Genomic DNA, 26,088 nt, shown 5'->3' with positions numbered 1-26,088 from the left:
GGCCCGGCCCCGGCGCGGCATGATCCGCACATGACCGACACGGCGGACACGAACGACGGGCAGCAGGCGGAGCAGTCCCCGCGGGAACGGATGAGGGAACGGCGCCGGGCCGCCTTCGCGAAGGCGGAACGTGTGCTGTCCCGCCCGGGCTTCCAGCGCACGATCCGGGAACGGCTGGCAGCTCTCCAGGAAGCGGCACCCGAGGTGTACGACCTGGACCGGCACGCGGACATCTACGGCGACGGGATCGTGGCGGACCTGGAGGAACGGGTCGCGGCCCTGCTCGGCACCGAGGCCGCCGCGTTCTTCCCGACCGGCACGATGGCCCAGCAGGTGGCGCTGCGCTGCTGGGCGGGCCGCACCGGCAACCGCGCGGTCGCCCTGCACGCCCTGGCCCACCCGGAGGTGCACGAACGGCACGCGTTCAGCCAGGTCAGCGGGTTGCGTCCGGTGCGCGTGACCAGTGAGCCCCGGCTGCCCACCGCCGCCGAGATACGCGACTTCGACGAGCCCTTCGGCGCGCTGATGCTGGAACTGCCGCTCCGGGACGCCGGTTTCGTGCTGCCCACCTGGGAGGAGCTGACCGAGGTCGTCGAGGCCGCGCGGGAGCGCGACGCGGTGGTGCACTTCGACGGCGCGCGCCTGTGGGAGTGCACCGTCCACTTCGGCCGGCCCCTCGAAGAGGTCGCGGGCCTCGCGGACAGCGTCTACGTGTCGTTCTACAAGTCCCTCGACGGCTTCGGCGGCGCCGCGCTGGCCGGCCCGCAGACGCTGGTCGAGGAGGCGAAGACCTGGCGGCACCGGTACGGCGGCATGGTCTTCCAGCAGTTCCCCACCGCTCTGTCGGCGCTCGCCGGCCTGGAGCGCGAGCTGCCCCGGCTGCCGGACTACGTGCGGCACGCGCGCGTGGTCGCCGCCGCGCTGCGGGAGGGCTTCGCCGCGGCAGGCGTCCCGTCGGTGCGCGTGCACCCGGGGAACCGCACACGCACGACTTCCAGGTCTGGCTGCCGTACGAACCGGACGTCCTCGTGGAGGCGGCGGTGCGCCAGGCCGAGGAGACGGGAACGTTCCTCTTCGCCAACCCCTGGGACCGCGGCGGGCCGGGGCTGTCCTTCACCGAGGTCGCCGTGCGCTCGCAGGGCCTCCAGTGGACGGCGGACGACGTGCGGGCGGCCGTCGCCGACTTCGTGGAGCGCCTGCCCACGGGGTGATCACAAGGCGCGCAGGCGCAGCCACCGGCGCAGGGCGCACCGCACCCGCCCCCGCGCCGGACGCCCGGCGACGACCGCGTGGAAGCGCCGGTAGTCGCGCAGTTCGCGCACCAGGGCGGCGTCGTGCCGGCCCGGCGCGGGCGGCTCCGGTTCGCCGAGCACGCGGGCACGGTAACTGTCCAGGAGGTACTGCTGGGTGATGCTCATGGGATGGCCTTCTCGGGACGTGGACTGATCGGTGACGGACGGGTGTCCGATCGGGCTCCGCGGCTGCCCCGGTGCCTCCAGCCTGCTCCCGGCCGGGGCGGCTGTCCCGTGGATTGACGCCTGCCGTCAATCCACGGCGGCGCTGTCAGTGGCCGGGTGCACGATGGAGGGCATGAGCGTGACCATCGACATCACCGGACTGCCACCGGAGCGGGTCTCCGTCGTGCCCTCTCCGCTGGCGGAACTGGGAATGGCCCTGCACGCCCTCAGCGAGCCCGGCCACCACCCCGGCCTCCAGGGCTGGGCGACGGCCGTCTCGTCCCGGCTGGACCCCTGCCTGGCCGACCGGCTGTGCGAGGCGGAGTTCCTGTGGCGTACGACGTTCTCGGACGTCTTCGCCCCGTTCGCGGGCATCCCCGGCGGCCACGCGCTCCCCGGTGCCACGCTCGCCGAGGAGCTGGACCAGCTGGACAAGCTGACGGACCACCAGTTCGTCACCGCGGCACTCGAGTTCACCTGCCAGCTGCGCTACGACTCCCAGGTTTCCGGCCCCCTCGAAGACCCGGAGCTGCGCCGGCGCTCCCTGGAACTGGCCGCCGCGCGCGGTGCCGTACAGGAGCGGTTCACGCGTCGGCTGCTGGAGGATCCGCCGGCCGTCCGCGCCTGGTTCCGGGAGCTGATGCTCGACTGCGACGAGGCCTTCTTCGCCGACGTCTGGGCCCGCGTCCAGCCCCAGCTCGCCGCGGACGCCCGGCACAAGAGCGAACTGCTGCGCCGCAAGGGCCTCGGCGAGGCCCTGGCGTCCCTCTCGGGAGCCGTCTCGCTGGACCAGGAGGCCGCGCTCATCACCGTCGACAAGCTCCTGGTGGGCCACACCGCCACCGGTGACGGCGGCCTGGTCCTCGTCCCGACGAGCCTGGGCTGGCCGCATGTGATGGTCCTGCACCGGTACGGCTGGCAGCCCGCGATCACCTATCCCGCGAGCGGCACGCGACCGCAGGCCCCGTCCGTCGAGCAGCTCACCCGCCGGCTGGAGGCGCTGGCCCACCCGGTGCGGCTGCGGCTGTGCCGGCATCTCGCGCGGTCCCCGCACACCACCGGCGAACTGGCCGACGCCCACGGCATGTCGGCCCCCGAGATATCCCGGCACCTATCGGTGCTGAAGAAGGCGGGCCTGATCACCGACTGCCGCCGGGGCCGGTACGTCCAGCACCAGCTGGACCTGTCGGCGGTGGCCCGGCTGGGCAGCGACTTCCTCGAGGGCGTCCTGCGCTGAGGCCGCGCCTGTACGGCTCCCGCCTCGGCGTGGCCCTGGATACAGCCGACAGGGCCCGGTCCCGACCGCCGGGGACGCTCCGGCACCCGGCGCCCAGCCGCGACCTCTCAGGCACCGGACGGTCCCGTGTCTCTGATCACTGGAAACGCAGCGGCACACGCCGCCCCGGCGGCAAACGAGCAGGCACCGGGCCGTCCCGCGTCTCGGACCACCGGACACCGACACCCGCCGCCCCAGCCGTGGACCGTCCAGGCACGGGCAGGGAAGGTCTCAGCCGTGCCCGCCCGCGCGCACCAGGCCCGTCTCGTAGGCCAGCACCACGACCTGCACGCGGTCGCGCAGGCCGAGCTTGGTCAGGATGCGGCCCACGTGGGTCTTCACGGTCGCCTCGCTCAGCACCAGCCGGGCCGCGATCTCACCGTTGGACAGGCCCTGCGCGACCAGCACCATCACCTCGCGCTCCCGGTCGGTGAGCCGCTCCAGCTCCTTGTGCTGCGGCTCCTTGCCGGCGGAGGGCAGCATGGGCGCGAAGCGGTCCAGCAGGCGCCGGGTGGTGGAGGGCGCCACGACCGCGTCGCCGCTGTGCACGGCACGGATCGCGGCCAGCAGATCACCGGGCGGCACGTCCTTGAGCATGAAGCCGGAGGCGCCCGCCTTCAGCCCGGAGAAGGCGTACTCGTCGAGGTCGAACGTGGTCAGGATCAGCACCTTGGGCGGATTGGGTTCGGCGCAGATCCGCCGGGTGGCCTCCACGCCGTCCAGCTTCGGCATGCGCACGTCCATCAGGACGACATCGACGGCGGTGGAGCGGATCACCTGGAGGGCCTCGACGCCGTCGCCCGCCTCCGCGACGACCTCCATGTCCGGCTGGGCGGCGAGCACCATCCGGAATCCGGTGCGCAGCAGCACCTGGTCGTCCACGAGCATCACGCGGATCGTCATCGGGCCTCTTTCGTTCGGGGCGGTGGATGCCGCTTCAGGCGAGAGTGTCACAGGTGTCAACGGGGGCGTGCGGCTGCGTCAGTGCGCCGGTTTGAGCGGCAGCAGGGCGCTGATGCGGAATCCTCCGCCCGGACGCGGGCCTGCGTCCAGGGTGCCGCCGACCATGCCGACCCGCTCGCGCATGCCGATCAGGCCGTGCCCCCGGCCGTCGGCGCCGCCCTCCTCGTACAGCTCGTGCGGGGCGCCCTTGCCGTCGTCCTCGACGAGGAGGCCGAGCCCGTCGTCGAAGTAGACCAGCCGCACGCTCGCGCCCGCGTTGGGCCCGCCGTGCTTGCGCGTGTTGGTGAGCGCCTCCTGCACGATCCGGTACGCGGTCAGCTCCACACCGCTGGGCAGGGGGCGCGGGGTGCCCTCGACCTTGAAGTCGACCGGGAGGCCCGAGCTGCGGCACTGCTCGATGAGGTCGTCGATCTGCTCGACGTCCGGCTGGGGGACGTACTCCCCGCTCTCCTGGTGCTCCCCGGTGCGCAGTACGCCCAGCAGGCGGCGCATCTCGGCGAGGGCCTGACGGCCGGTGGAGGAGATCGTCTCCAAGGCCTTCTTGGCCTGGTCGGGCGCGGCGTCGAGGACATAGGCGGCGCCGTCCGCCTGCACCACCATCACCGACACGTTGTGCGCGACGACATCGTGCAGCTCGCGGGCGATACGGGCGCGCTCGGCGGCCACCGCGACCTTCGACTGCGCCTCGCGCTCCTTCTCCAGACGGGCCGCGCGCTCCTCCAGCTGGGCGAAGTAGGCGCGCCGGGTGCGCATGGAGTCACCGAGCACCCAGGCAAGCGCGAAGGGCACCGTCTGGAAGACCGCGATGGCGATCTGCCCGGCGAAACTCGAGTGCTCGGCCGGCCACCGGATCTGCGCGAGAGCCGCCGCGCAGAAGCTGACCGCGAGGGCGAGCCGGGAGGCCCAGCGCGCACCGACCGCCGCGACCGTGTAGGTGATCACCAGCATCGCGAAATCGGCGACGGTCGTCTCGACGTCCAGCACCAGCTGGGCCAGCCCCGTCGCCAGCGCGACCAGCAGCATCGGCTCCGGGAAACGGCGGCGCAGCGCGACGACGACGCACAGGACGGCGGACACGGCCATCCCGGCGGCGAGGGTCCCGTGGTACCCGGGCGTCCCGTGGAGATTGACCACGCTCACACCGGACAGCCCGAACAGGACGACGGCCCAGAAAGTGTCGACCCACGTCGGGTGGCGGCGGAGGAAGTCGTAGAGGCGCTGCACGTAACCCAGAGTAGGGAAACCGGATGCGTGCATGGGTCAACCGGAGGGCCGATCCGTGCCCGGCACGTGTACTCCGCAAGGTGGAGGAAGTGATCATCTGTGCGCCTAGTCTGGTGCGGTGACGGATGAGACGGCGCGGGAAGCGGAACGGTCCCCCGGCGACGGGCCCGGCGCCCGCGGCCGGCGGGACGACAGCGGCCCGCGCGGGTGGCGTACGGCGACCGAGGCGGCGCTGTACGGCCCCGGCGGTTTCTATCGCCGCCCGGAGGGCCCGGCCGGCCACTTCCGTACGTCCGTGCACGCGTCCCCGCTGTTCGCGCAGGCCGTGGCCCGGCTGCTGTGCCGGGTCGACGAGGCGCTGGGACGGCCCCCGGCGCTGGACTTCGTCGACATGGGGGCGGGGCGCGGCGAACTGGTCACCGGCGTGCTCGCCGCTCTCCCGGCCGGCGTGGCCGCACGCGTGCGTGCGTACGCCGTCGAGCGCGCCGGCCGCCCGGCCGGACTGGACGAACGGATCACCTGGCTGGACACACCCCCGGCCGCCGTCACGGGGCTGCTGTTCGCCAACGAGTGGCTGGACAACGTGCCCGTGGACGTCGCCGAGGTCGACCCCGCGGGAGTCCCCCGGCTGGTGCTCGTCACCGACGACGGCAGCGAGCGGCTCGGGGAGCCCGTGTCCGGCGCGGACGCGGGCTGGCTCGCGCGCTGGTGGGCCCTGCCCGCGGAGGAGGGGCTGCGCGCGGAGATCGGGCTGCCCCGGGACCTGGCGTGGCAGTCGGTGGTGGACCGGGTGGTGCGCGGGCTCGCGGTGGCCGTGGACTACGCGCACACCGTCGACACGCGTCCCCCGTTCGGGACGCTCACCGGCTTCCGGGAAGGGCGCGAGACGGCGCCCGTGCCGGACGGATCGTGCGACATCACAGCGCACGTCGCCCTGGACGCGTGCGCGGCGGCTCCCACGGCGCACGCGCCCTCGGAGACACCCGGGCAGACAGCGCGCACGGCGTGCGACACAGCGCGCACGACCGCGGGGGCGGAGCGCACGACCGTGGGGGCGGCGCGCACGACGGAAGACACGACCCACGCCCCCTCGGACGCGCCAGACGCGCCCGACGCGCCACTGGGCACGGCTCGCACGCCCAAGACCACGGCGCGCGCGCTGCCGTCCGCGCGCCTGCTCACGCAGCGCGCCGCCCTGCACGCCCTGGGCATCTCCGGCGCACGCCCCCCGCTCGCGCTGGCCTCCACGGACCCCACCGCCTACGTACGTGCCCTCGCGGGCGCCGGGGAGGCCGCCGAACTCACCGCGCCGGGCGGCCTCGGCGACTTCGGCTGGCTGGTCCAGCCGGTTGGAATTCCGGACCCGCTCGTCTGAGCCGGCCCGCTGCCGCAGCCGGCCTACTTGTCGATGTCGCCGACCACGAAGAACATCGAGCCCAGAATCGCCACCATGTCGGCCACCAGCGTCCCCGGCAGCAGCTCGGTCAGCGCCTGGATGTTGTTGTACGAGGCCGAGCGCAGCTTCAGCCGGTACGGCGTCTTCTCGCCCTTGCTGACCAGGTAGTAGCCGTTGATGCCGAGGGGGTTCTCGGTCCACGCGTACGTGTGCCCCTCGGGCGCCTTCAGCACCTTCGGCAGCCGCTGGTTGATCGGCCCGGGCGGCAGCGCGGCGAGCCGGTCCAGGCAGGCGTCGGCCAGGTCCAGCGCGTTGTGTGTCTGCTCCAGCAGGACCTCGAAACGGGCCAGGCAGTCGCCCTCGCCGCGGGTGACGACCTTCAGCGTGTCCTGAAGGTCGCCGTACGCCAGGTACGGCTCGTCGCGGCGCAGGTCGAAGTCGACGCCCGAGGCGCGCGCGATGGGCCCGCTCACGCCGTAGGCGTGCACGGTCTCCGGTGTCATCGCGCCGACTCCGCGCGTGCGCCCCCGGAAGATCTCGTTGCCGAGCACCAGGTCGTCGAAGACGTCCATGCGCGAGCGCACGTCGGCCACGGCGGCACGCGCGCGTGCCGTCCAGCCGGCCGGCAGATCCTCCTTGAGGCCGCCGACGCGGTTGAACATGTAGTGCATGCGCCCGCCGGAGACCTCCTCCATGACGTTCTGCAGCACCTCGCGTTCCCGGAACGCATAGAACACCGGGGTGATGCCGCCCAGCTCCAGCGGGTAGGACCCGAGGAACATCAGATGGTTCAGCACCCGGTTCAGCTCGGCGAGCAGCGTGCGCGTCCACACCGCCCGCTCGGGCACCTCCATGCCGAGCATCCGCTCCACGGCGAGGACCACGCCCAGCTCGTTCGAGAACGCCGACAGCCAGTCGTGACGGTTGGCGAGCATGATGATCTGGCGGTAGTCGCGGGCCTCGAAGAGTTTCTCGGCGCCCCGGTGCATATAGCCGATCACCGGTTCCGCGCGCACGATGCGCTCCCCGTCCAGCACGAGCCTGAGCCGCAGCACGCCGTGCGTGGACGGATGCTGAGGCCCGATGTTGAGCACCATGTCGGTGCTTTCCGCGGCGCCGCCGATCCCGACCGTGGTCTCCGTCGTAGGAGTCATGGCCCCAGTTTCCCCTACGTACGCTGAGCCCATGGAAACGGGGAGCCCGGAGGAGACCGGGATACCGGGGGCCGAGCCGGCGTGGCGGGGACTGCATCCCGCTCTGGTGCGGGTACGGCGGCTGCTCATCGTCGTGTGGACGGCGGTGCTCACCATCGCCGTCGGGTTGCTGCTGGGCCTGCTCGTGGGGCCCGCGTGGGCCGCCTTCGCGGCGCTGCCGCCGGCCCTCGCCGCGTGGGGCTGGCGGCTGGTGGAGCGCAACTGGCGCTCGTGGCGTTACGCCGAGCGCGGGGACGACCTGCTGATCAGCCGCGGTGTCCTGTGGCGCGAGGAAACGGTGGTGCCGTACGGGCGGATGCAGCTGGTGGAGGTCACCTCCGGGCCCGTCGAGCGGCGCTTCGGGCTGGCCACCGTGCAGCTGCACACGGCGGCCGCCGCGACGGACGCCACCATCCCCGGCCTGTCCCCGGCCGAGGCGGAACGGCTGCGCGACCGGCTCACCGAGCTGGGCGAAGCACGATCGGCGGGCCTGTGACGAGCCCGGGCGGCGACACCGCGGACGGTATAGCCGCCACAGACCACGGCATGGCCGCCACAGACCACGAAGGCGGCGCAGACGGCCCAGCCGGCGCCGGGAGCGGGGGGAGCACCGGGGGCGCCCAGGGCGCTGAGGGGCGCGCGGCCGTGATCGAACGCCGGCTGCACCCCGTCACGCCCTTCCGGCGGGCGTGGGCGCCGATCGCCGTACTCGCCGGATGGGCGGTGCACGACCCGGACACGACGCAGCAGCAGCTGGAACGGCTGACCACCACCGTGCTGCTGCTGGGGCTCGCCGTGCTGGTGCCGGTGGCCGGCCTCTACGGCTTCCTGTCCTGGTGGTTCACGCACTTCGCGGTCACCGACACCGAACTGCGCATCCGCACCGGCCTGTTGTTCCGGCGCACCGCGCACATCCGGCTGGAGCGCATCCAGGCCGTGGACGTCTCCCGTCCCCTCCTCGCGCGCGTGGCGGGTGTCGCCAAGCTGCGGATCGACGTCGTGGGCGCCGACGACAAGGACGAACTGGCCTTCCTGGGGGAGCAGGAGGCACGCGCCCTGCGCGCGGAGCTGCTCGCGCGCGCGGCGGGCTTCGCGCCCGAGACGGCGCGCGGAGTCGGCGAGGCACCGGCGCACGAGTTGCTGCGCGTGCCCCCGGGCGCGCTGGCGCTCTCCCTGGCACTGACGGGCGCGACCTGGGGCTCGTTGTGCGCCGCGGTCGTCGTACCGACCGTGCTGTGGCTCACCACCGACAACCTGTGGACGGTCCTTGCGACCGCCCTGCCGCTGCTCGGCGCGGCCGGCGCGAGCAGCGCGGGGCGGTTCGCCGGTGAGTTCGACTGGAAGGTGAGCGAGTCACCGGACGGGCTGCGCATCGACCACGGGTTGCTCGACCGTACGCATGAGACGGTCCCGCCCGGCCGGGTGCAGACCGTGCGGATCGTGGAACCGCTGCTGTGGCGGCGGCTCGGCTGGGTGCGGGTGGAGCTGGACGTGGCCGGGTCCGACAACTCGGTGCTGGTGCCGGTGGCCCCTCGCCCGGCCGCCGAGGCGGTCATCGCGCGCGTGCTGCACGGCGCGACGGTGCCTCAGTCGCTCACCGGTCCCCCGCGCCGGGCCCGCTGGTGCGTGCCGGTGTGGTGGCGCGGCCACCGACTCGCGGTCACCGACACCGTGTTCGCCGCCCGGCACGGCCTGCTGGGCCGCCGGCTCTCGCTGGTCCCGCACGCCAAGGTGCAGAGCGTGCGGCTGAGTCAGGGGCCCTGGGGGCGGCTCTGGCGGCTCGCCGACGTCCACGTGGACACCGGTGCCGACAAGAGCGTGACAACCCGTCTGCGGGATGCCCAGGAGGCCGCGCGGCTCCTGCACGCCCAGGCGGAGAGGTCCCGTACGGGCCGCCGGGACGCCCGCCCGGACCGCTGGATGACATGAGGCCCGGCTCCCTGCGCGGGAAGCCGGGCCTTGCCGTTCGTCGCCGGTGAGGGCTCAGGAAGCCGCGCTGCGCAGCCTCTGCACGTCGATCTGCTCGGTCTCGTCGTGCGCGGTCAGGTCGATGACCTGGCCGACGCCCTGCGACTGTGCGTCGGCCTGCTTGAACACGGCCTCGGACTCGGCCTTGTGCACGGCGAGGGCCTCCTCGCCGACGACGTCGGCGAGATCCTCGTTGTGCACGGAGTCCAGCCCGGCCTTCGGCGCGCCCTTCTGGGTGCCGAAGAAGTCGAATCCGCCCTCGACCGCCGGGCGCCGCGCGGGCGTGGCCGGTACGACGGCCACCGCGGTCGGCACCGTGAAGTGCCCGGCGGGCGCCTGCGCCCCGGGCCCCGCGGGCTCGGCCGGTGCCGTGGGTGCGGCGGCCGCGCGCGCGTGCCCGTCGGCCGCCACGGGCTGCCCCTGCGCCTCGTCCTCCTGGGCGGCCGGCGCACCGGCCTCGCTCCGGGAGGCACCGGCCCGGTCGGTCACTCCGCCTTCCGCCGCACCTTTCATCACAGCTGCCGCCGCGTCTTCCGCCGTACCTTCGACGGCGCCTTCCCGGGCGTCCGCGGCGGCGGCTTCTGCCGGGGCGACGGAACCGGCCGCGCCCGGGGCGAGCCTGCGTCCGTCGGCCTGGCCCGCCGGGGCGGCGTCGGCCACGGCATCCGCAACGGCGTCGGCCTCGTCGGCGTCGGCTTCGCGGGCCTCGGGAGCGGCCGGCTGCTCAGCCGTGTCTCCGGCAGCCGCAGCCTCGGAGACGGCGGGCGTCGGCGCTTCCGCGGCTTCCGTCGCGGCGTCGGCCGAGGCGTCGCCGTCGAACCGGGCCAGGGCCGTCAGGGCCTGCCGGTACAACGCGGCGCCCTCGGGTGAGAACACCGCGGGGGCCGCCGGTTCGTCCCCGGAGTCCTCCTCGGCGTCGGAGGCGAGCGCAGCCGTCTCGGCGGCCTCGTCCGGCTCCTCCAGCGCGGCCGGCTCCGGCTCGGCGCGGCGCGCGGGCGGCAGCGCGGGCACGGACGACGGCACCGCGGCCTCGATCTCCAGCAGGCGGCGTCCTTCCAGGGCGCTCGCGCGTTCGGTCTCGGCGGTGGCGTACCGGCGCAGCAGGGCCGCGTGTTCGTTGCGCAGGCCGGCCAGCTCGGCGCGCTTGGCGCGCAGCCGCTGCTCCAGCTTCGTGCGCAGCTCGCGCGACTCCTCCAGGTCGGTCTCCAGTTCGGCGACCCGCTCCTCGTACCGCCATTCGTCGCCGGCACGCGCGCGTGTCAGCTCGGCGACCCGCTTGCCCGCCTGCGCGTCCCAGCGGCGCATCACGACCGCCCCGACGACCGCCGTCACGGCGGCGGCCGCGGCGAGTGCGCGCAACACCATGGCCTCGGAGAACACCCAGGGACCCAGCGCGCAGACGACGGAGACACCGGCGATCGCCGACGGAGGCAACAGCCGGTGCAGGGGTGGTGAATGGCGGTGGCGTCCACGTGGCATGGCCAGAAACTTACCGCGCGTAGGCGAATCGCGGACCCCCGCCCCGTAAAAACACGGACACGACACCGGCTTCACGGGGCGTCAGACGGGCTCCGGCTCAGCGGTCGGTGAGCCGCCCGCTCATCCACTGCAGCGTCGGTGGGATCTCGCGCCGCCAGGTGTTGAAGTTGTGCCCGCCGCTGTCGAGGATGATCGACGATATCCGGGTCACGTTCGTGGCCTGCACGGCCGCTATGAACTTCATCGTGGCCTTGTAGTTGTGCTCGCCGACCTTGCTGCTGGTGACGAGCAGCGAGGTGTCCGGCGCCCGCTCGTGCTTGATCAGCCACGACAGGTCCGCGCGGTTCTGCAGGTTCTTGTCGTTGTGGAAGAGGTCGCCGGTGGTGGGGTCGACCGGCGCCTTGTAGTAGGGCGACAGGCCTGCAGCGGCCGCGTACGCGTCGGGGTGGTGCATGGCGAACTTGAGCGCGCAGTAGCCGCCCGTGGAATCGCCGATGACACCCCAGCTGCCGGGCCGCTTGCCGACCCGGTAGTGCGTAAGGACGGCCTCCGGCAGATCCTTCGCGAAAAACGTTTCTGTCTGCGGTCCGCCCGGCACGTCCACGCACTCGGTGTCCCGCGGCGGCGCCACGGTCGGCCGCAGCATGATCAGGATCATCGGCTGCATCTTGCCGTCCTTCGCCAGCTGCAGCGCCGTACGCGGGTAGCGCAGCTTGTCCACCAGTGCCTGTGCCGTACCCGGGTAGCCGGTCAGGACGACCGCCGCCGGGAACGTACGCGTGCGGTACTGCGGCTGGAAGTACTCCGGCGGCAGATAGACGAACGCCGGCGTGGCGATGTGGCTCCGCCGTCCGGTGATGTCGACCTTCTGGACCTGCCCGGTCGTCTGCGGACCGTTGCCGCGCACGCCCGGGACGCCGTACGACGAGAGCACCTGGACCGGGCCGCCGTTGCCGCCCGCCGCGTGGTCGACGACGACACCCTGATCCGTCTCCTGGCCGAACAGGTCGGCCCAGCTGGCGTAGAAACCGAAGGCCTGGTTGGCGTAGAGGCCCACGGAGGCGAAGAGCGCCAGCTGTGTGCCGAGCAGCAGTCCGACCCGTCCGCTGACGGCCCGCCAGCTCTGCCGGGCCAGCCGCGGCCACAGCCACAGCGTGCCGACGAACAGTACGACGGCGAGGACGATCGCCAGTCCCAGCACTTTGTTGCTCGTGAGACCCATGGGGTGTTTCCTGCCTGCGCTCTCCGCCCGGCACCCGCCCATGCTTCATCGCGAGGGCTTGCCCGGGGCTTACCTGGCCTTTGACCCGACTTTCCGGCGGGGAGTGAACCTCTCTCCCCAAGACACCGTCCTAGAGGGCGCAATGTCGCCGGATGCCCGATCGGGCCCGGGTCCAAGGTCTCTCGCAGAACTACGGGATGCGATGTCTGTCAGGATAGATGGGGAAATGTCGGGCGGGGTTCCGAGCCGATCAAGCCGGGCGCGGCGCATACTGCGCGGCCCGCGCCCCGAGGCCGTCCCTGCCCTGGTCGGCAGGGCGGCTGCTCTCGTGGGCGTCCTGGACATCGCCGCGGGCGTGTTCCCACGCTTCCGGCACAGCCGTATGCACGCCATCGCCGAGGTGCTGCCGGGGTCGTTCGGCCCCTTCGCCGCGGCGCTCTCGCTGAGCAGCGGTGTGCTGTTGCTGCTGCTCGCGCACGGGCTCAAGCGGCGCAAACGCCGTGCATGGCGCGCCGCGGTCGCGCTGCTGCCGGCGGGCGCGGCGGCCCAGTTCGCCTACCGCCACTCGGTCGTCGGCGTACTGATCGCGGTCGCGCTGCTCGTACCGCTGCTGCTGCACCGGAACGAGTTCGCGGCGCTGCCCGACCCGCGCAGCAGGTGGCGCGCGCTCGCCAACTTCGTCCTGATGAGCACCGGTTCGCTCATGCTGGGGCTCGTCATCGTCAGCGCCCACCCGCACCGGACGATCGGCGACCCGAGCCTCGCCGACCGGCTCACGCACGTCATCTACGGCCTGTTCGGCTTCGAGGGCCCGGTCGACTACCAGGGCAACACGTCCTGGACGGTCGCCTTCTCCCTCGGCGCCCTCGGCTGGATCACCGCCGTCACCACCGTCTACCTGGCGTTCCGCCCGGAGCACCCGGCCGCGCGGCTCACCGAGGAGGACGAGTCCCGCCTGCGGGACCTGCTGGCGAAGCACGGCGGCCGCGACTCCCTCGGCCACTTCGCGCTGCGCCGCGACAAGGCGGTCGTCTTCTCCCCCAGCGGCAAGGCCGCCGTCACCTACCGCGTCGTCTCCGGTGTGATGCTCGCCAGCGGCGACCCCATCGGCGACGTCGAGGCCTGGCCCGGCGCCATCGAGCGCTTCATGGACGAGGCCAAGGCGCACTCCTGGACCCCTGCCGTCATGGGCTGTTCGGAGACGGGCGGCGAGGTGTGGACCCGTGAGACCGGCCTGGACGCCCTGGAACTGGGCGACGAGGCGGTGGTGGACGTCGCGGATTTCTCGCTCGCCGGACGCGCGATGCGCAACGTCCGACAAATGGTCAAGCGCATCGAGCGAGCCGGCTACGAAACCCGGGTACGGCGTATCCGTGACCTCGGCGACACCGAACTGGAGCGGATCCGCCGGGCGGCGGAGGACTGGCGGGGCACCGACACCGAGCGCGGCTTCTCCATGGCGCTCGGCCGGATCGGCGACCCCACCGACGGCGACTGCCTGATAGCCACCGCCCACAAGCAGGACGACGAGCCCGGCGAGTTCGGCGATCTGAAGGCGGTCCTGCACTTCGTGCCCTGGGGCAAGGACGGCGCCTCGCTCGACCTCATGCGCCGCGACCGCAGTGCGGACCCGGGCATGAACGAGCTGCTGATCGTCGCCGCCCTGCAGGCCGCACCGAAGTTCGGCATCAGCCGTGTCTCACTGAACTTCGCGATGTTCCGCTCCGCCCTCGCGCGCGGCGAGAAGATCGGCGCCGGTCCGGTGCTGCGCGCCTGGCGCGGGCTGCTCGTGTTCCTCTCGCGCTGGTTCCAGATCGAGTCGCTGTACAAGTTCAACGCCAAGTTCCAGCCGCGCTGGGAGCCCCGCTTCGTGGTCTACCGGCACTCCGCCGATCTGCCCCGCATCGGCTTCGCCGCCATGCAGGCGGAGGGCTTCGTGAACTTCGCACTGCCGCTCCCGCGCTTCCTGCGCCGGCGCAAGGCGGCTTCCGCGCGCCCCTGCGCGCACGCCGTGGCGGAACGCGACGTCCGCGCGGCCTGATGCGCCGTAGGACGCACTGAGCGCCGCATGACCGTACGGCGCGGCCAAGACGGGCCCGGGCGGGCGCCCCACCCCCTCCAGCACGGGGGCTCCCGCCCGGGCCGCCGCGCGTGGGCGGCACCCTCCTGGGCCTACGCTGAACGTATGAACAACCTCAGCGGGCGCGGCCAGGTGGCGGGTCTTCCGGCATGGGACCGGTGCGCGGTCATGGGTGTCGTCAACGTGACCCCCGATTCCTTCTCCGACGGCGGCCGCTGGTTCGACACGACCGTCGCCGTCAAACACGGCCTGGACCTCGTCTCCGAAGGCGCGGACCTGGTCGACGTCGGCGGCGAGTCCACCCGTCCCGGCGCCACCCGGGTGGACGAGGCCGAGGAACTCAGGCGGGTCATCCCGGTGGTCCGCGGCCTCGCCTCCGAAGGCGTCGTCGTCTCCGTCGACACCATGCGCGCCTGTGTCGCCGAACAGGCCCTCGCGGCCGGCGCCGCCCTCGTCAACGACGTCAGCGGCGGCCTCGCCGACCCCGCGATGATCCCGGTGGTCGCCGACGCGGGCGCCCCGTTCGTCGTCATGCACTGGCGCGGCTTCCTCCAGGGCGGCAACGTCAAGGGCGTCTACGACGACGTCGTCACCGAAGTCGTGGACGAGCTGCACGCGCGCGTGGAGGCCGTCCTCGCCGGCGGCATCGCCCCCGACCGCATCGTCGTCGACCCCGGCCTCGGCTTCTCCAAGGAGGCCGAGCACGACCTCACCCTCCTCGCCCACCTCGACCGCCTGGGCGCTCTCGGCCACCCCCTGCTCGTGGCCGCCTCCCGTAAACGGTTCCTCGGCCGCGTCCTCGCCGGCCCGGAGGGCGCACCCCCGCCGGCCCGGGAGCGCGACGCCGCCACGGCCGCCGTCTCCGCGCTCGCGGCGCAGTCCGGCGCATGGGCGGTACGCGTACACGAGGTACGCGCCACCGCGGACGCGGTACGGGTCGCGCGCGCCGTGGAGAGGGCCCGGACGGCCGGGTCTGCGCCGAGCGCGCAGGGTGAAGGCGGGGCACGTGAAGCAGGGCGCGCACCGGGCACGGAGAGTGCGCGGGGGGCGTACGGGCCAGAAGGCGCGCCCGGAGCGGAGGGGAGGCACCCAGCGCTCGGCACAGAGAGCGCGCCGGGCGACGGAGGCGAGAGCACGGGGTGCGGTAGTGGGCGTACGCCCGGCGCTGGTGACGAGCGTGGGGCGGAAGGCGCCCGGTGAGCGCCCCCCACACCGACGTCGAGCACGTGGAGGCCGCCAACACCGCCTTCTACGAGGCGATGGAGCGCGGCGACTTCGAGGAGCTGTCCTCGCTCTGGCTCAGCCCGGCCGACCTGGGCGTGGACGAGGAGTACCACGACCCGGCGGACACCGGGGTGGTCTCCTGCGTACACCCCGGCTGGCCGGTGCTCACCGGCCGCGGCGAGGTCCTCCGTTCATACGCCCTGATCATGGCCCACACCGACTACATCCAGTTCTTCCTCACCGATGTGCATGTCTCCGTCACCGGTGACACCGCCCTCGTCACCTGCACCGAGAACATCCTCAGCGGCGGCCCCGCACCCGAGGACGGCGCGGAACTGGGGCCGCTGGTCGGCCAGCTCGTCGTTGCCACGAACGTGTTCCGCCGCACATCCTCCGGCTGGAAACTCTGGTCGCACCACGCCTCCCCCGTCCTGGCGGAGAGCGACGACGAGGACGGCGAGACCGGCGTCGATGGCGTGAATCCGGACGACGGGCCCCTCGCCTGAGCGGGTGGACGCCCCCAGGGGACCAAGAAGTGGTTGGAATCACCTACCCGGGGGTAGGAGCCGCTACCAACCCATGACAAGGCCGGGTTTCCCCGGGGAAACACGAGATGAACGCTCGTGGTCCCGGCCCGGGCCCGCGCCCCAGCAGCCCGGCTTTGTCAGTGCCCGCAGGTAGATTCGTCTCAGGCCGGTGTGCCGCCCGCACGCGGTACGGACCGGTCCTTCCCGACGATTGCAGGAGTGATTCGCGTGGATCGTGTCGCGCTGCGCGGCCTCAAGGCCCGCGGACACCACGGTGTGTTCCCCGAGGAGCGCGAGGAGGGCCAGACCTTCGTCGTCGACCTCGTCCTGGGGCTGGACACCCGGCCGGCCGCGGCCGACGACGACCTGGCGAAGACCGTGCACTACGGCATCGTGGCCGAAGAGGTCGTGGCCGTGGTCGAGGGCGAGCCGGTGGACCTCATCGAGACCCTCGCCGAGCGGATCGCCCAGACCTGCCTCAAGCACGAAGGGGTACAGGAGGTGGAGGTCTGCGTCCACAAGCCGGACGCGCCGATCACCGTGCCCTTCGACGACGTGACCGTCACCATCACCCGGAGCCGAGCATGACCCGACCTTTCCTCCAGGGTCACAGCGACCCGACCGTCCAGCCGGTGCCCGCCTCGGTCGTCGAGAAGGTCGACGCCGCCGACACGACCCTGCACAACCCCCAGTGGGCCGTCATCTCTATCGGCTCCAACCTCGGCAACCGCCTGGAGACCCTCCAGGGTGCCGTCGACGCCCTCGAGGACACCCCCGGGGTCCGCGTGAAGGGCGTCTCCCCGGTCTACGAGACCGAGCCCTGGGGCGTCGAGCCCGGCAGCCAGCCGTCGTACTTCAACGCGGTCGTGGTCCTCAAGACCACCCTGCCCCCGGCCTCCCTGCTGGAGCGGGCGCACGCCATCGAGGAGGCGTACAAACGCGTCCGCGACGAACACTGGGGCCCGCGCACACTGGATGTCGACATCGTCGCCTACGCCGACGTCACCTCCGACGACCCGCACCTCACCCTGCCCCACCCGCGCGCCCATGAGCGTGCCTTCGTGCTCGCCCCCTGGCACGACGTGGACCCGCAGGCCCAGCTGCCCGGCCGCGGCACAGTGGCCGATCTGCTGTCGACCCTCACCCGTGCCGGCGTCGAGCCCCGCGAGGACCTGGAACTCCGACTGCCCGAGTAGTCGTTAAGGTCAAGACGACAAGGTCGTGAGCGACCGCCGTCCGGACCGGTCCGGGGGAGCTGAAGGGACACCGTGAGAGAGCTGCGCATCAGGGTGCTGGCAGGCGTGTTCGTCGTCGCCGGCGTCCTGTCCTGGGCGGGCGCCCGCCTCTGGAACTCGATCGGGACCCTTCCCAGCGTCCCCCTGGCCGCCCCCATCGTCCTCGCGCTGATCGCCGTGGTCCTGCTCTCCACGGCGCTGTCCCTGCGTTCCCGCTTCAAGGCCCAGCGCGAGCGCCGCCCCGGCGCGAAGGGCGTCGATCCCCTGATGGCGGCCCGCGCGGTCGTCTTCGGCCAGGCCAGCGCCCTGGTCGCCGCCCTGGTCGCCGGCATGTACGGCGGCACGGGCGTCTTCCTGCTGGAACTCCTCGACATCCCCGCCCGCCGCGACCAGGCCCTCTACGCCGGCTTCTCGGTCCTGGCGGGCATCGGGGTCATAGCGGCGGCACTGTTCCTGGAGCGGGTGTGCAAACTCCCTGAGGACGAGGACCAGAACCACCCGGGAGCGGAACCGGCGGCGTGACCGCCGGTTTCCCGAAGCACCGGTTCAGTGCGCCATGATCAGGCTCATGGCCTCGTTGCGCGTCGCCGCGTCCCGCAGCTGTCCGCGCACGGCGGACGTTATGGTCTTCGCGCCGGGCTTGCGGATGCCGCGCATCGACATGCACATGTGCTCGCACTCGACGACCACGATGACGCCCCGCGGCTCCAGGATCTCCATCAGGGAGTCCGCGATCTGCGTGGTGAGTCGTTCCTGCACCTGCGGCCGCCGGGCGTACACGTCCACGAGGCGAGCCAGCTTGGACAGGCCGGTGATCTTCCCGGTGACGGACGGGATGTAGCCGACGTGGGCGACGCCCCTGAACGGGACCAGATGGTGCTCGCAGGTGCTGTACACCTCGATGTCCTTCACCAGCACCATCTCGTCGTGCCCCAGGTCGAACGTCGTCGTCAGCACGTCCTCGGGCTTCTGCCACAGGCCCGCGAAGATCTCCCTGTACGCCCGCGCCACGCGCGCCGGCGTCTCCCTCAGACCCTCCCGGTCCGGGTCCTCGCCGACCGCGATCAGCAACTCCCGCACGGCGTTCTCGGCGCGCTTCTCGTCGAATTCGCCGATCCGGCCCTCGCCGTCCAGCGTCACGGGGTCGGTCATCTGGTTCCTCGTTCCTGTGCCTCGTTGCGCGTGGCGGCGGCCACGCGTCTGTGTGCGGACATACGAACGCCGCGCCCTCCAGGCTAAAACTTGGGGGGCGCGGCGTTCATTCCAGGCCTGTTGGCCGAAAAGCGATCAGCTCTCCGGACGGTCCTCCGGGGTCCGGTCCGTGATCGGGGCGGACTCCGTGGCGGTGGACTTGGACGTGCTGATGGCGGCCGTCGCGCCGTTCGCGCCGTTGGTCAGGGCCAGCTCCTTGGGGGAGAGCACCGGCGGGCGGGTGGACGGGGTGCGGCGCGAAGAGCCGGTCCAGGCGGGCCGCGGCGGGCGCTTGACGATCGGGGCGAAGATCTCGGCGATCTCCTCCTTGCCCAGGGTCTCCTTCTCCAGCAGGTGGAGAACGAGCTGGTCGAGCACGTCGCGGTTCTCGACCAGGATCTCCCAGGCCTCGTTGTGCGCGGTCTCGATGAGCTTCTTGACCTCTTCGTCGACCAGCGCGGCGACCTCCTCGGAGTAGTCGCGCTGGTGAGCCATCTCACGGCCGAGGAACGGCTCGCTGTTGTCGCCGCCGAACTTGATGGCGCCGAGCCGCTCGGTCATGCCGTACTGGGTGACCATCGCACGGGCCAGGTTGGTGGCCTTCTCGATGTCGTTCGCGGCGCCGGTGGTCGGGTCGTGGAAGACCAGTTCCTCGGCGGCGCGACCGCCCAGCATGTAGGCGAGCTGGTCGAGCATCTCGTTGCGCGTGGTCGAGTACTTGTCCTCGTCGGGCAGGACCATCGTGTAACCGAGGGCACGGCCGCGGGACAGGATCGTGATCTTGTGGACCGGGTCGGAGTTCGGGGAGGCCGCCGCGACCAGGGCGTGGCCGCCCTCGTGGTACGCGGTGATCTTCTTTTCCTTGTCCGACATGATCCGGGTCCGCTTCTGCGGGCCCGCGACCACACGGTCGATCGCCTCGTCCAGCGCCCTGTTGTCGATCAGCTTCTGGTCGCCGCGGGCGGTCAGCAGGGCCGCCTCGTTCAGGACGTTCGCCAGGTCGGCACCCGTCATACCGGGGGTGCGCCGGGCGACGGCGGCCAGGTCGACGTCGGGTGCGACCGGCTTGCCCTTCTGGTGGACCTTGAGGATCTCCAGGCGACCCTGCAGGTCCGGCGGGTCGACCGCGATCTGGCGGTCGAAACGGCCGGGGCGGAGCAGCGCCGGGTCGAGGATGTCGGGGCGGTTGGTGGCGGCGATGAGGATCACGCCGCCCTTGACGTCGAAGCCGTCCATCTCGACGAGCAGCTGGTTCAGGGTCTGCTCGCGCTCGTCGTGACCACCGCCGAGGCCGGCGCCGCGGTGGCGGCCGACCGCGTCGATCTCGTCGACGAAGACGATCGCCGGGGCGTTCGCCTTGGCCTGCTCGAACAGGTCGCGGACCCGGGAGGCACCGACACCGACGAACATCTCGACGAAGTCGGAGCCGGAGATCGAGTAGAAGGGGACGCCCGCCTCGCCGGCCACGGCCCGCGCGAGCAGCGTCTTGCCGGTACCGGGACGGCCGTAGAGCAGCACGCCCTTGGGGATCTTGGCGCCGACGGCCTGGAACTTGGCCGGCTCCTGCAGGAACTCCTTGATCTCGTGGAGCTCCTCGACGGCCTCGTCGCAGCCGGCGACGTCGGCGAAGGTCGTCTTCGGGGTGTCCTTGGTGATGAGCTTGGCCTTCGACTTGCCGAAGTTCATCACCCGGGAGCCGCCGCCCTGCATCTGGTTCATCAGGAACAGGAAGACGACCACGATCAGGACGAAGGGCAGCAGGGAGAGCAGGACGCCGACGAACGGGTTCTGCTTGGACGGCGAGACCGTGTAGCCGTCCGGGATCTGCTTGTCCTGGTATTTGGTCTGCAGCGAGCCGGCGAGCTGGGCGCCCTGGTCGCCGATGTAGCTCGCCTGGATCTTCGAGCTGCCGTCGACCTTCTGGCCGTCCTTGAGGGTGACCTTGATGGTCTGCTCGTCGCCTGTGGTCAGCTTGGCCGACTGGACCCTGTTGTCATTGATCGCCGCAACGACCTGGCCGGTGTCCACCGTCTTGTAGCCGCCGGACGAGCCGACGACCTGCATCAACACGACCACGGCAAGGACGGCCAGCACGATCCACATGACCGGCCCACGGAAGTATCGCTTCACGTCCATCCATACGGAGCGGTGCCGCCCCGTCCCTCCTGCCATAGTGAGTTTGATAAGACAGTTCTTCTGACGGTACCCCAGCGTGGTGGTCCGAAGCCGCACGAAGTTCGCTTCGAACGGCTGGGAAACCGTCTCTGCATGCTTCAACGGCCTGGAACCCGCCGGGGTTCCCGATCGTCCTACAAGGCTTGAGCCGAGTGGCTCACACCGCCGTCCGGCTCAGCCGCCGTAGACGTGAGGCGCGAGCGTACCGACGAACGGCAGGTTGCGGTACTTCTCGGCGTAGTCGAGGCCGTAGCCGACGACGAACTCGTTCGGGATGTCGAAGCCGACCCACTCGACGTCGATGGCGACCTTCGCGGCGTCCGGCTTGCGCAGCAGCGTGCACACCTTCAGGGAGGCGGGCTCGCGGGAGCCGAGGTTGTTGATCAGCCAGGACAGGGTCAGGCCGGAGTCGATGATGTCCTCGACGATGAGGACGTGCTTGCCCTTGATGTCGGTGTCGAGGTCCTTGAGGATCCGCACGACACCGGAGGACTGGGTGCCCGCGCCGTAGGAGGACACGGCCATCCAGTCCATGGTGACGGGGGTGGACAGCGCCCGGGCGAGGTCGGCCATGACCATCACGGCGCCCTTGAGCACGCCGACGATGAGCAGGTCCTTGCCCGCGTACTCCGCGTCGATCTTCGCGGCCAGCTCGGCCAGCTTCGCGTCGATCTCTTCCTTGGTGATGAGCACCTGCTGGAGGTCGGCACCCATGTCTTTCGCGTCCACCCGCATCACTTTCGGTCGTCCCACCGGCTGCTCACCCCGCGCGGGGGTAAGGATTCAGCCTTGCCGAATCACCAGTCTGCCACCCTGCCGCCGGGCGACGACTTTGCCCGGGAGATTGATGGCTCCCTGGCCGCGCCAGCCGGTGATCAGGCGGTCGACTTCCTCGATGTGGCGGGCGAACAGCGAACCGGCGGGGGCACCGGCCTCGATGGCGGCGCGGCGCAGGATGCGGCGGCGTACGGCGGGCGGGAGGGCGTAGAGCTTGGCGCACTCCAGCTGGCCTGCGGCGTCCCGCACGGAGACCTCGGCCTGGCTGGCCCAGGTGTCGAGGGCGTCGGCGTCGTCGCGGGAGAGCTGGGCGGTGCGGGCGAGCGCCTCCACGACCCCTTTGCCGAGGGCCTTCTCCAGGGCGGGCAGGCCTTCGTGCCGCAGCCGGGAGCGGGTGTAGGCGGGGTCGGCGTTGTGAGGATCGTCCCAGACGGGGAGGGACTGGACCATGCAGGCCTTGCGGGCGGTCTGCCGGTCGAGCTCCAGGAAGGGGCGCCGGTAGCGGCCGGCGGCCCCCGAGACCGCCGCCATGCCGGACAGGGAGCGGATGCCGGAGCCGCGGGCGAGGCCCAGCAGGACGGTTTCGGCCTGGTCGTCCCGGGTGTGGCCGAGCAGGACGGCGGCGGCGCCGTGGCGTTCGGCGACGGCGTCGAGGGCGGCGTAGCGGGCGTCGCGGGCGGCGGCTTCCGGTCCGCCTTCGCGGCCGACGGTCACGGCGACGGACTCGACCGGCGCGAGGCCGAGTTCACGCAGACGCAGGACGACCTCGTCGGCGCGGAGGTCGGAGCCGGGCTGGAGGCCGTGGTCGACGGTGACGCCGCCGGCGCGGACGCCGAGCTTGGGAGCCTCGAAGGCGAGGGCGGAGGCGAGAGCCATGGAGTCGGCGCCGCCGGAGCATGCGACGAGCACGAGCGGGGAGGGGAGCCGCTCGGCTGTCCGGTCCGGGCGCGCACCGACGGCCTGCCGGGCGCCTGCGCCGGCGAGGCTGTGGTGGTCGTTGAGGATGTCGTGGAGGACGCGGCGGACCGCCAGGCGTATCGCCGCGACCGCAGGATGGGGACCCATGTCCGGTTCCCTTCATGAAGTTTTCGGGGGTGAGCCCGAGTCGGTCACTCAGAGTGTGTAGATGGTGACAGAAGCGGGCCGTTCCCCGAGCATTGCACGCCTACGCATGGCTCACGGTCCCTCGGACGGGTGATTGGAGGGGCGTTCGCCTGCCGTCGGCCGGATTCCGTTCACGACGTGTCCATGCCGTTCACGACTCGGCCTTGCGGTGCACCCGCGCGACCCAGTCCGCCGGTTTGGCGATCTCCGCCTTGGTGGGGAGGGTGTTGGGCGAGGTCCACACCCGGTTGAAACCGTCGGTGCCGACCTGTTCGACGACGGCTCGTACGAATCGCTCGCCGTCCCGGTACTGCCTCAGTTTGGCATCCAGACCCAGCAGCTTGCGCAGGGCGAGGTCGAGGCGGGAGGCACCCTTGGCGCGGCGCTGCTGGAACTTCTCGCGGATCTCCGCGACGGTCGGCACGACGCTGGGTCCGACGCCGTCCATGACGTAGTCGGCATGCCCCTCCAGCAGGGACATCACGGCGGTGAGACGGCCGAGGATCTCGCGCTGGGCGGGGGTCTGCACCAGCTCCACGAAGGACCGGCCGCCGTCCTCCTCCTCGCCCTCCGGGCGGCCTCCGGCGAGGGACTGCGCGGCATCCCTGATGCGCTCCAGGAAGGTCATCGGGTCCACGTCGGTCTCCGCCAAGAACGACTGGATTTCGCCCTCCAGGTGGTCGCGCAGCCAGGGCACGGCCGTGAACTGGGTGCGGTGGGTCTCCTCGTGCAGGCACACCCACAGGCGGAAGTCGTGCGGGTCGACGTCGAGTTCGCGCTCGACGTGGACGATGTTGGGGGCGACGAGCAGGAGGCGGCCGCCGCCGTTCTCGCCGGCGGGGAGCTCGCGCGTGGCGGGGGCGAAGGTCTCGTACTGGCCGAGGACGCGGGAGGACAGGAACGACAGCAGCATGCCGAGTTCGACGCCGGTGACCTTGCCGCCGACGGTGCCGAGAACCGCGCTGCCGGGGCTGCCGGCGCGTCGTTCCTGCATCTTCTCCAGCAGCGGTTTGAGGATCTCGCGGAAGCCGGCGACGTTGGCGCGGACCCAGCCGGGGCGGTCGACCACGAGGACGGGGGTGTCGTGGGTGTCCTCCGTGCCCATGCGCGTGAAGCCCCGGACGTGTCCCTCCGAGGTCTTGGCGTGCCGGCGCAGCTCCGCGACGACCGCGCGGGCCTCGTCGCGACTGACGTCCGGGCCCGGTCGTACGAGCCGTGTCGCGGTTGCCACCGCGAGGTTCCAGTCGACCATCCCGGGAGATGCGGTGCCACCGAAGCCAGTCATGTTGACAACCGTACGTGAGCGTTCCCGCTTGGGGCAGGCCGTGCGGGGTTGCAGGGGCTGGGGTGTTGGACGGGGACGGCGGTACGGCTACCCGCAGCCGCACCCCGCCAGAGCCGTCGCCGTTCTGTCCAGGGCCGACTGGGCCTCCAGGGGGTCGGTGGTGCCGGAAGCCAGGAAGGCGAAGGCCAGGAGGCGGCCGTCGGTGTCGACGACCGTGCCGGCCAGGGTGTTGACGCCGGTCAGGGTGCCGGTCTTGGCGCGGACGACGCCGGCGGCACCGTCGGTGTAGCGGTGGGTGAGGGTGCCGGTGAAGCCGGCCACGGGCAGGCCGGTGAGGACGGGGCGCAGGCCGGGACGGCCGGGGTCGCCGGCCGTGACCAGGAGGGCGGTGAGCAGGTCGGCGGTGAGCCGGTCGTCACGGTTGAGGCCGCTGCCGTCGTGGAAGGAGGCGCCGGACATCGGCAGGCCCAGCTTGGTCAGCCGCGCGGAGATCGCCTTGGCGGCGCCGTCGAAGCTGCCGGGTTCGCCGCTGGCGAGGGCCGTCTGGCGGGCGAGGTGCTCGGCGATGTCGTTGTCGCTGTTGGTCAGCATGCGCTCGACCAGGGCGGACAGCGGGGGTGAGGAGACCGTGGCGAGGGTCTGCGCGCGCGTGGTGGCCTTGGAGGGGCCGGGGGGTGTGGTGGTGATGCCAGCGCCCTTGAGGAGGGCCGCGAACTTGCCGGCCGCGTCCTTCGCCGGGTCGGCCACGCGGGGCGCCGGGCCGCTGGTGGAGTCGCCGGTGCGGCCCTCGTCGACGGTCAGCGCGCTGACGGGGGCGAGGTTGTCGTTGACGCCGACGGGGTGCAGGGCGGGACCGGCGTAGAGGGTGGTGTCGTAGGACAGCGTGACCTTGTGGATGCCGCGTTTGCGGAGCGCCCTGGCGGTGTCCGTCGCCAGCGTGCGCAGGCCGGCCCAGTCCTCGCCGCTGCCGGCCTGGCCGGTCGTCCTGTGGGCGGTGAGGGTGGGGTCGCCGCCGCCGACGAGAACGAGTTCGCCGGTGTCGGGTTCGAGGGCGGCGCGGGTGGTGAGGCGGTGGTCGGGGCCCAGGGCGGACAGGGCGGCGACAGCCGTGGCGATCTTGGTGGTGGAGGCGGGGGTGAACGCCTTGCCGGAGCCGGTGCCGTACAGGCGCTTGCCGGTGGCCACGTCGACGACGGCCACCGCCTGGTCGTCGCCCAGCGCGGAGGCGTCCAGGAGAGGCCTCAGGACGTCCGGGAGGGGCTTTCCGCCCGGGGCGGCCTTCTTGGTGCCGAGGGCGTCCGTCGGGCCGTCCAGGCCCACCAGGACGGGCGCGGCGCTCGGCGCCGGCCGGGGTGCGGACGCCGATGCCGTACCGGAGCGGCCGTGATCTGTGCCACCTGGCCGCTCCAGGGCCGCGGCGCGGTCCCGCTCGGCCGTACGCTGACCGTTGGCGTCCCAGGGGCCCGCCGCGGTCACCACACCGGCGGCGAGCGCGAGGCCGGCGGTGGCGGCGCCCGCGGTGTACTGCCAGGTCCTGACCGCCTGCCGACGGGGCAGGCGCGTGGGCCGGGGCCGCAGGGCCCGCGTCAGCCGCGCGACCCGCGGCTCGGCGGCCGTCGCGGCCCGCGCCAGACGCGGTCGTACGGCGTTCGCGATCCGCTTCCACTGCGGTCTCGCAGCCCGCCAAGGCCTCAGCTCTGGCACGACCACCAGCCCCTTTCGCGATCACACACCTGCGTGAGGGACACTTAATCACCAGAACTATGTGCTGATCATGGAGGAGCCACCGGTGGAGTTCGACGTCACGATCGAGATCCCGAAGGGTTCGCGCAACAAGTACGAGGTGGACCACGAGACCGGTCGGATCCGCCTGGACCGTCGCCTCTTCACCTCGACCGCCTACCCGACCGACTACGGCTTCGTCGAGAACACCCTCGGCGAGGACGGCGACCCGCTGGACGCGCTGGTCATCCTGGACGAGCCGACCTTCCCGGGCTGCCTGATCAAGTGCCGCGCGATCGGCATGTTCCGCATGACGGACGAGGCGGGCGGCGACGACAAGCTGCTGTGCGTTCCGGCCACCGACCCGCGCGTGGAGCACCTGCGCGACATCCACCACGTGTCGGAGTTCGACCGCCTGGAGATCCAGCACTTCTTCGAGGTGTACAAGGACCTGGAGCCCGGCAAGTCGGTCGAGGGTGCCAACTGGGTGGGCCGCACGGACGCCGAGGCGGAGATCGAGCGGTCGTACAAGCGCTTCAAGGAGCAGGGCGGTCACTGAGCCCCGAGCCGCGGGAACGGGCCGTACGCGT

Annotated in this window: 22 protein-coding genes and 2 pseudogenes; 12 read left to right on the top strand and 12 right to left on the bottom strand. The window is 72.1% G+C overall.

What is annotated here, in order from left to right:
• Positions 1 to 30: 30 nt before the first annotated feature.
• A pseudogene (locus tag ACZ41I_RS38760) lies at positions 31 to 1,211 on the top strand (threonine aldolase family protein).
• Here ACZ41I_RS38760 and ACZ41I_RS38755 read toward each other — a convergent pair.
• Entirely contained in the window at positions 1,212 to 1,418 is a 207-nt protein-coding gene (locus tag ACZ41I_RS38755; protein ID WP_468516360.1) for a hypothetical protein, read from the bottom strand.
• 172 nt (positions 1,419 to 1,590) lie between these two features.
• Between ACZ41I_RS38755 and ACZ41I_RS38750 the strand changes: the two genes are divergently transcribed.
• Complete coding sequence (locus tag ACZ41I_RS38750) at positions 1,591 to 2,694, top strand: DUF5937 family protein (protein ID WP_363216615.1); 1,104 nt, start codon at positions 1,591 to 1,593, stop codon at positions 2,692 to 2,694.
• A 270-nt stretch (positions 2,695 to 2,964) separates the two neighbouring features.
• Here ACZ41I_RS38750 and ACZ41I_RS38745 read toward each other — a convergent pair whose 3' ends face one another.
• Positions 2,965 to 3,636, bottom strand: coding sequence for a response regulator transcription factor (locus ACZ41I_RS38745; RefSeq protein ID WP_363216614.1), 672 nt, complete (start codon positions 3,634 to 3,636; stop codon positions 2,965 to 2,967).
• Between the two features lie 78 nt (positions 3,637 to 3,714).
• Entirely contained in the window at positions 3,715 to 4,920 is a 1,206-nt protein-coding gene (locus ACZ41I_RS38740) for a sensor histidine kinase (protein WP_399773161.1), read from the bottom strand.
• A gap of 118 nt (positions 4,921 to 5,038) precedes the next feature.
• On the opposite strand from ACZ41I_RS38740, the gene ACZ41I_RS38735 reads away from it, so the two are divergent.
• Positions 5,039 to 6,295: an SAM-dependent methyltransferase gene (locus tag ACZ41I_RS38735; protein ID WP_468516359.1), complete on the top strand. Its 1,257-nt coding sequence runs from the start codon at positions 5,039 to 5,041 to the stop codon at positions 6,293 to 6,295.
• Between the two features lie 23 nt (positions 6,296 to 6,318).
• Here the strand turns inward: ACZ41I_RS38735 and ACZ41I_RS38730 are convergent, their stop codons facing one another.
• Positions 6,319 to 7,470 carry an NADH-quinone oxidoreductase subunit D gene (locus ACZ41I_RS38730; protein ID WP_468516358.1) on the bottom strand — a complete coding sequence of 384 codons (1,152 nt, stop codon included), beginning with the start codon at positions 7,468 to 7,470 and terminating at the stop codon, positions 6,319 to 6,321.
• A 31-nt stretch (positions 7,471 to 7,501) separates the two neighbouring features.
• On the opposite strand from ACZ41I_RS38730, the gene ACZ41I_RS38725 reads away from it, so the two are divergent.
• Complete coding sequence (locus ACZ41I_RS38725) at positions 7,502 to 8,005, top strand: PH domain-containing protein (protein ID WP_468516357.1); 504 nt, start codon at positions 7,502 to 7,504, stop codon at positions 8,003 to 8,005.
• Positions 8,006 to 8,055: 50 nt separating this feature from the next.
• On the top strand, positions 8,056 to 9,438 hold the full coding sequence (locus tag ACZ41I_RS38720; RefSeq protein WP_363216609.1) for a PH domain-containing protein: 1,383 nt from the start codon (positions 8,056 to 8,058) through the stop codon (positions 9,436 to 9,438).
• A gap of 54 nt (positions 9,439 to 9,492) precedes the next feature.
• Here ACZ41I_RS38720 and ACZ41I_RS38715 read toward each other — a convergent pair whose 3' ends face one another.
• Together ACZ41I_RS38715 and ACZ41I_RS38710 are read right to left on the bottom strand one after the other, a co-directional pair.
• The gene (locus tag ACZ41I_RS38715) at positions 9,493 to 10,956 is read right to left on the bottom strand and encodes a hypothetical protein (RefSeq protein ID WP_468516356.1); all 1,464 of its coding nucleotides are present in this window, start codon (positions 10,954 to 10,956) and stop codon (positions 9,493 to 9,495) included.
• 97 nt (positions 10,957 to 11,053) lie between these two features.
• Positions 11,054 to 12,178: an alpha/beta hydrolase gene (locus ACZ41I_RS38710; RefSeq protein WP_468327062.1), complete on the bottom strand. Its 1,125-nt coding sequence runs from the start codon at positions 12,176 to 12,178 to the stop codon at positions 11,054 to 11,056.
• Positions 12,179 to 12,404: 226 nt separating this feature from the next.
• Here ACZ41I_RS38710 and ACZ41I_RS38705 point away from each other — a divergent pair, with 226 nt between their 5' ends.
• The 6 genes and pseudogenes from ACZ41I_RS38705 to ACZ41I_RS38680 all read left to right on the top strand — a co-directional run bounded on the left by ACZ41I_RS38705 (position 12,405) and on the right by ACZ41I_RS38680 (position 17,766).
• Positions 12,405 to 14,219 carry a phosphatidylglycerol lysyltransferase domain-containing protein gene (locus ACZ41I_RS38705; protein ID WP_399773180.1) on the top strand — a complete coding sequence of 605 codons (1,815 nt, stop codon included), beginning with the start codon at positions 12,405 to 12,407 and terminating at the stop codon, positions 14,217 to 14,219.
• Between the two features lie 144 nt (positions 14,220 to 14,363).
• Positions 14,364 to 15,266: pseudogene (gene folP, locus ACZ41I_RS38700) on the top strand (dihydropteroate synthase); the annotation flags it as partial.
• 188 nt (positions 15,267 to 15,454) lie between these two features.
• Entirely contained in the window at positions 15,455 to 15,988 is a 534-nt protein-coding gene (locus ACZ41I_RS38695; RefSeq protein WP_363218893.1) for a nuclear transport factor 2 family protein, read from the top strand.
• 249 nt (positions 15,989 to 16,237) lie between these two features.
• Positions 16,238 to 16,597, top strand: coding sequence for a dihydroneopterin aldolase (gene folB / locus ACZ41I_RS38690; protein WP_363218892.1), 360 nt, complete (start codon positions 16,238 to 16,240; stop codon positions 16,595 to 16,597).
• On the top strand, positions 16,594 to 17,205 hold the full coding sequence (gene folK, locus ACZ41I_RS38685; RefSeq protein WP_363218891.1) for a 2-amino-4-hydroxy-6-hydroxymethyldihydropteridine diphosphokinase: 612 nt from the start codon (positions 16,594 to 16,596) through the stop codon (positions 17,203 to 17,205). The genes folB and folK overlap by 4 nt, the downstream gene beginning before the upstream one ends.
• A gap of 72 nt (positions 17,206 to 17,277) precedes the next feature.
• Positions 17,278 to 17,766 carry a DUF3180 domain-containing protein gene (locus tag ACZ41I_RS38680; protein ID WP_399773185.1) on the top strand — a complete coding sequence of 163 codons (489 nt, stop codon included), beginning with the start codon at positions 17,278 to 17,280 and terminating at the stop codon, positions 17,764 to 17,766.
• 24 nt (positions 17,767 to 17,790) lie between these two features.
• Here the strand turns inward: ACZ41I_RS38680 and folE are convergent, their stop codons facing one another.
• The 6 genes from folE to dacB form a co-directional block, all read right to left on the bottom strand.
• Positions 17,791 to 18,396, bottom strand: a complete 606-nt coding sequence (gene folE / locus ACZ41I_RS38675; protein ID WP_363218889.1) for a GTP cyclohydrolase I FolE — start codon at positions 18,394 to 18,396, stop codon at positions 17,791 to 17,793.
• 135 nt (positions 18,397 to 18,531) lie between these two features.
• Positions 18,532 to 20,571, bottom strand: a complete 2,040-nt coding sequence (ftsH, locus tag ACZ41I_RS38670) for an ATP-dependent zinc metalloprotease FtsH (RefSeq protein WP_363218895.1) — start codon at positions 20,569 to 20,571, stop codon at positions 18,532 to 18,534.
• A 213-nt stretch (positions 20,572 to 20,784) separates the two neighbouring features.
• Positions 20,785 to 21,345 carry a hypoxanthine phosphoribosyltransferase gene (gene hpt, locus ACZ41I_RS38665; protein WP_031165039.1) on the bottom strand — a complete coding sequence of 187 codons (561 nt, stop codon included), beginning with the start codon at positions 21,343 to 21,345 and terminating at the stop codon, positions 20,785 to 20,787.
• 48 nt (positions 21,346 to 21,393) lie between these two features.
• Positions 21,394 to 22,452: a tRNA lysidine(34) synthetase TilS gene (gene tilS, locus ACZ41I_RS38660; protein ID WP_399773188.1), complete on the bottom strand. Its 1,059-nt coding sequence runs from the start codon at positions 22,450 to 22,452 to the stop codon at positions 21,394 to 21,396.
• A 190-nt stretch (positions 22,453 to 22,642) separates the two neighbouring features.
• On the bottom strand, positions 22,643 to 23,776 hold the full coding sequence (locus ACZ41I_RS38655; RefSeq protein ID WP_363218887.1) for a zinc-dependent metalloprotease: 1,134 nt from the start codon (positions 23,774 to 23,776) through the stop codon (positions 22,643 to 22,645).
• Between the two features lie 87 nt (positions 23,777 to 23,863).
• Complete coding sequence (gene dacB, locus ACZ41I_RS38650; RefSeq protein WP_468516355.1) at positions 23,864 to 25,486, bottom strand: D-alanyl-D-alanine carboxypeptidase/D-alanyl-D-alanine endopeptidase; 1,623 nt, start codon at positions 25,484 to 25,486, stop codon at positions 23,864 to 23,866.
• Positions 25,487 to 25,565: 79 nt separating this feature from the next.
• Here dacB and ACZ41I_RS38645 point away from each other — a divergent pair, with 79 nt between their 5' ends.
• Complete coding sequence (locus tag ACZ41I_RS38645) at positions 25,566 to 26,057, top strand: inorganic diphosphatase (RefSeq protein WP_031115900.1); 492 nt, start codon at positions 25,566 to 25,568, stop codon at positions 26,055 to 26,057.
• Positions 26,058 to 26,088: the final 31 nt, after the last annotated feature.

The organism is Streptomyces sp. NPDC030799 (assembly GCF_055572255.1).
The sequence above is the reverse complement of the archived record's forward strand: the minus strand, read 5'-3'. Positions and strand labels throughout refer to the sequence as shown.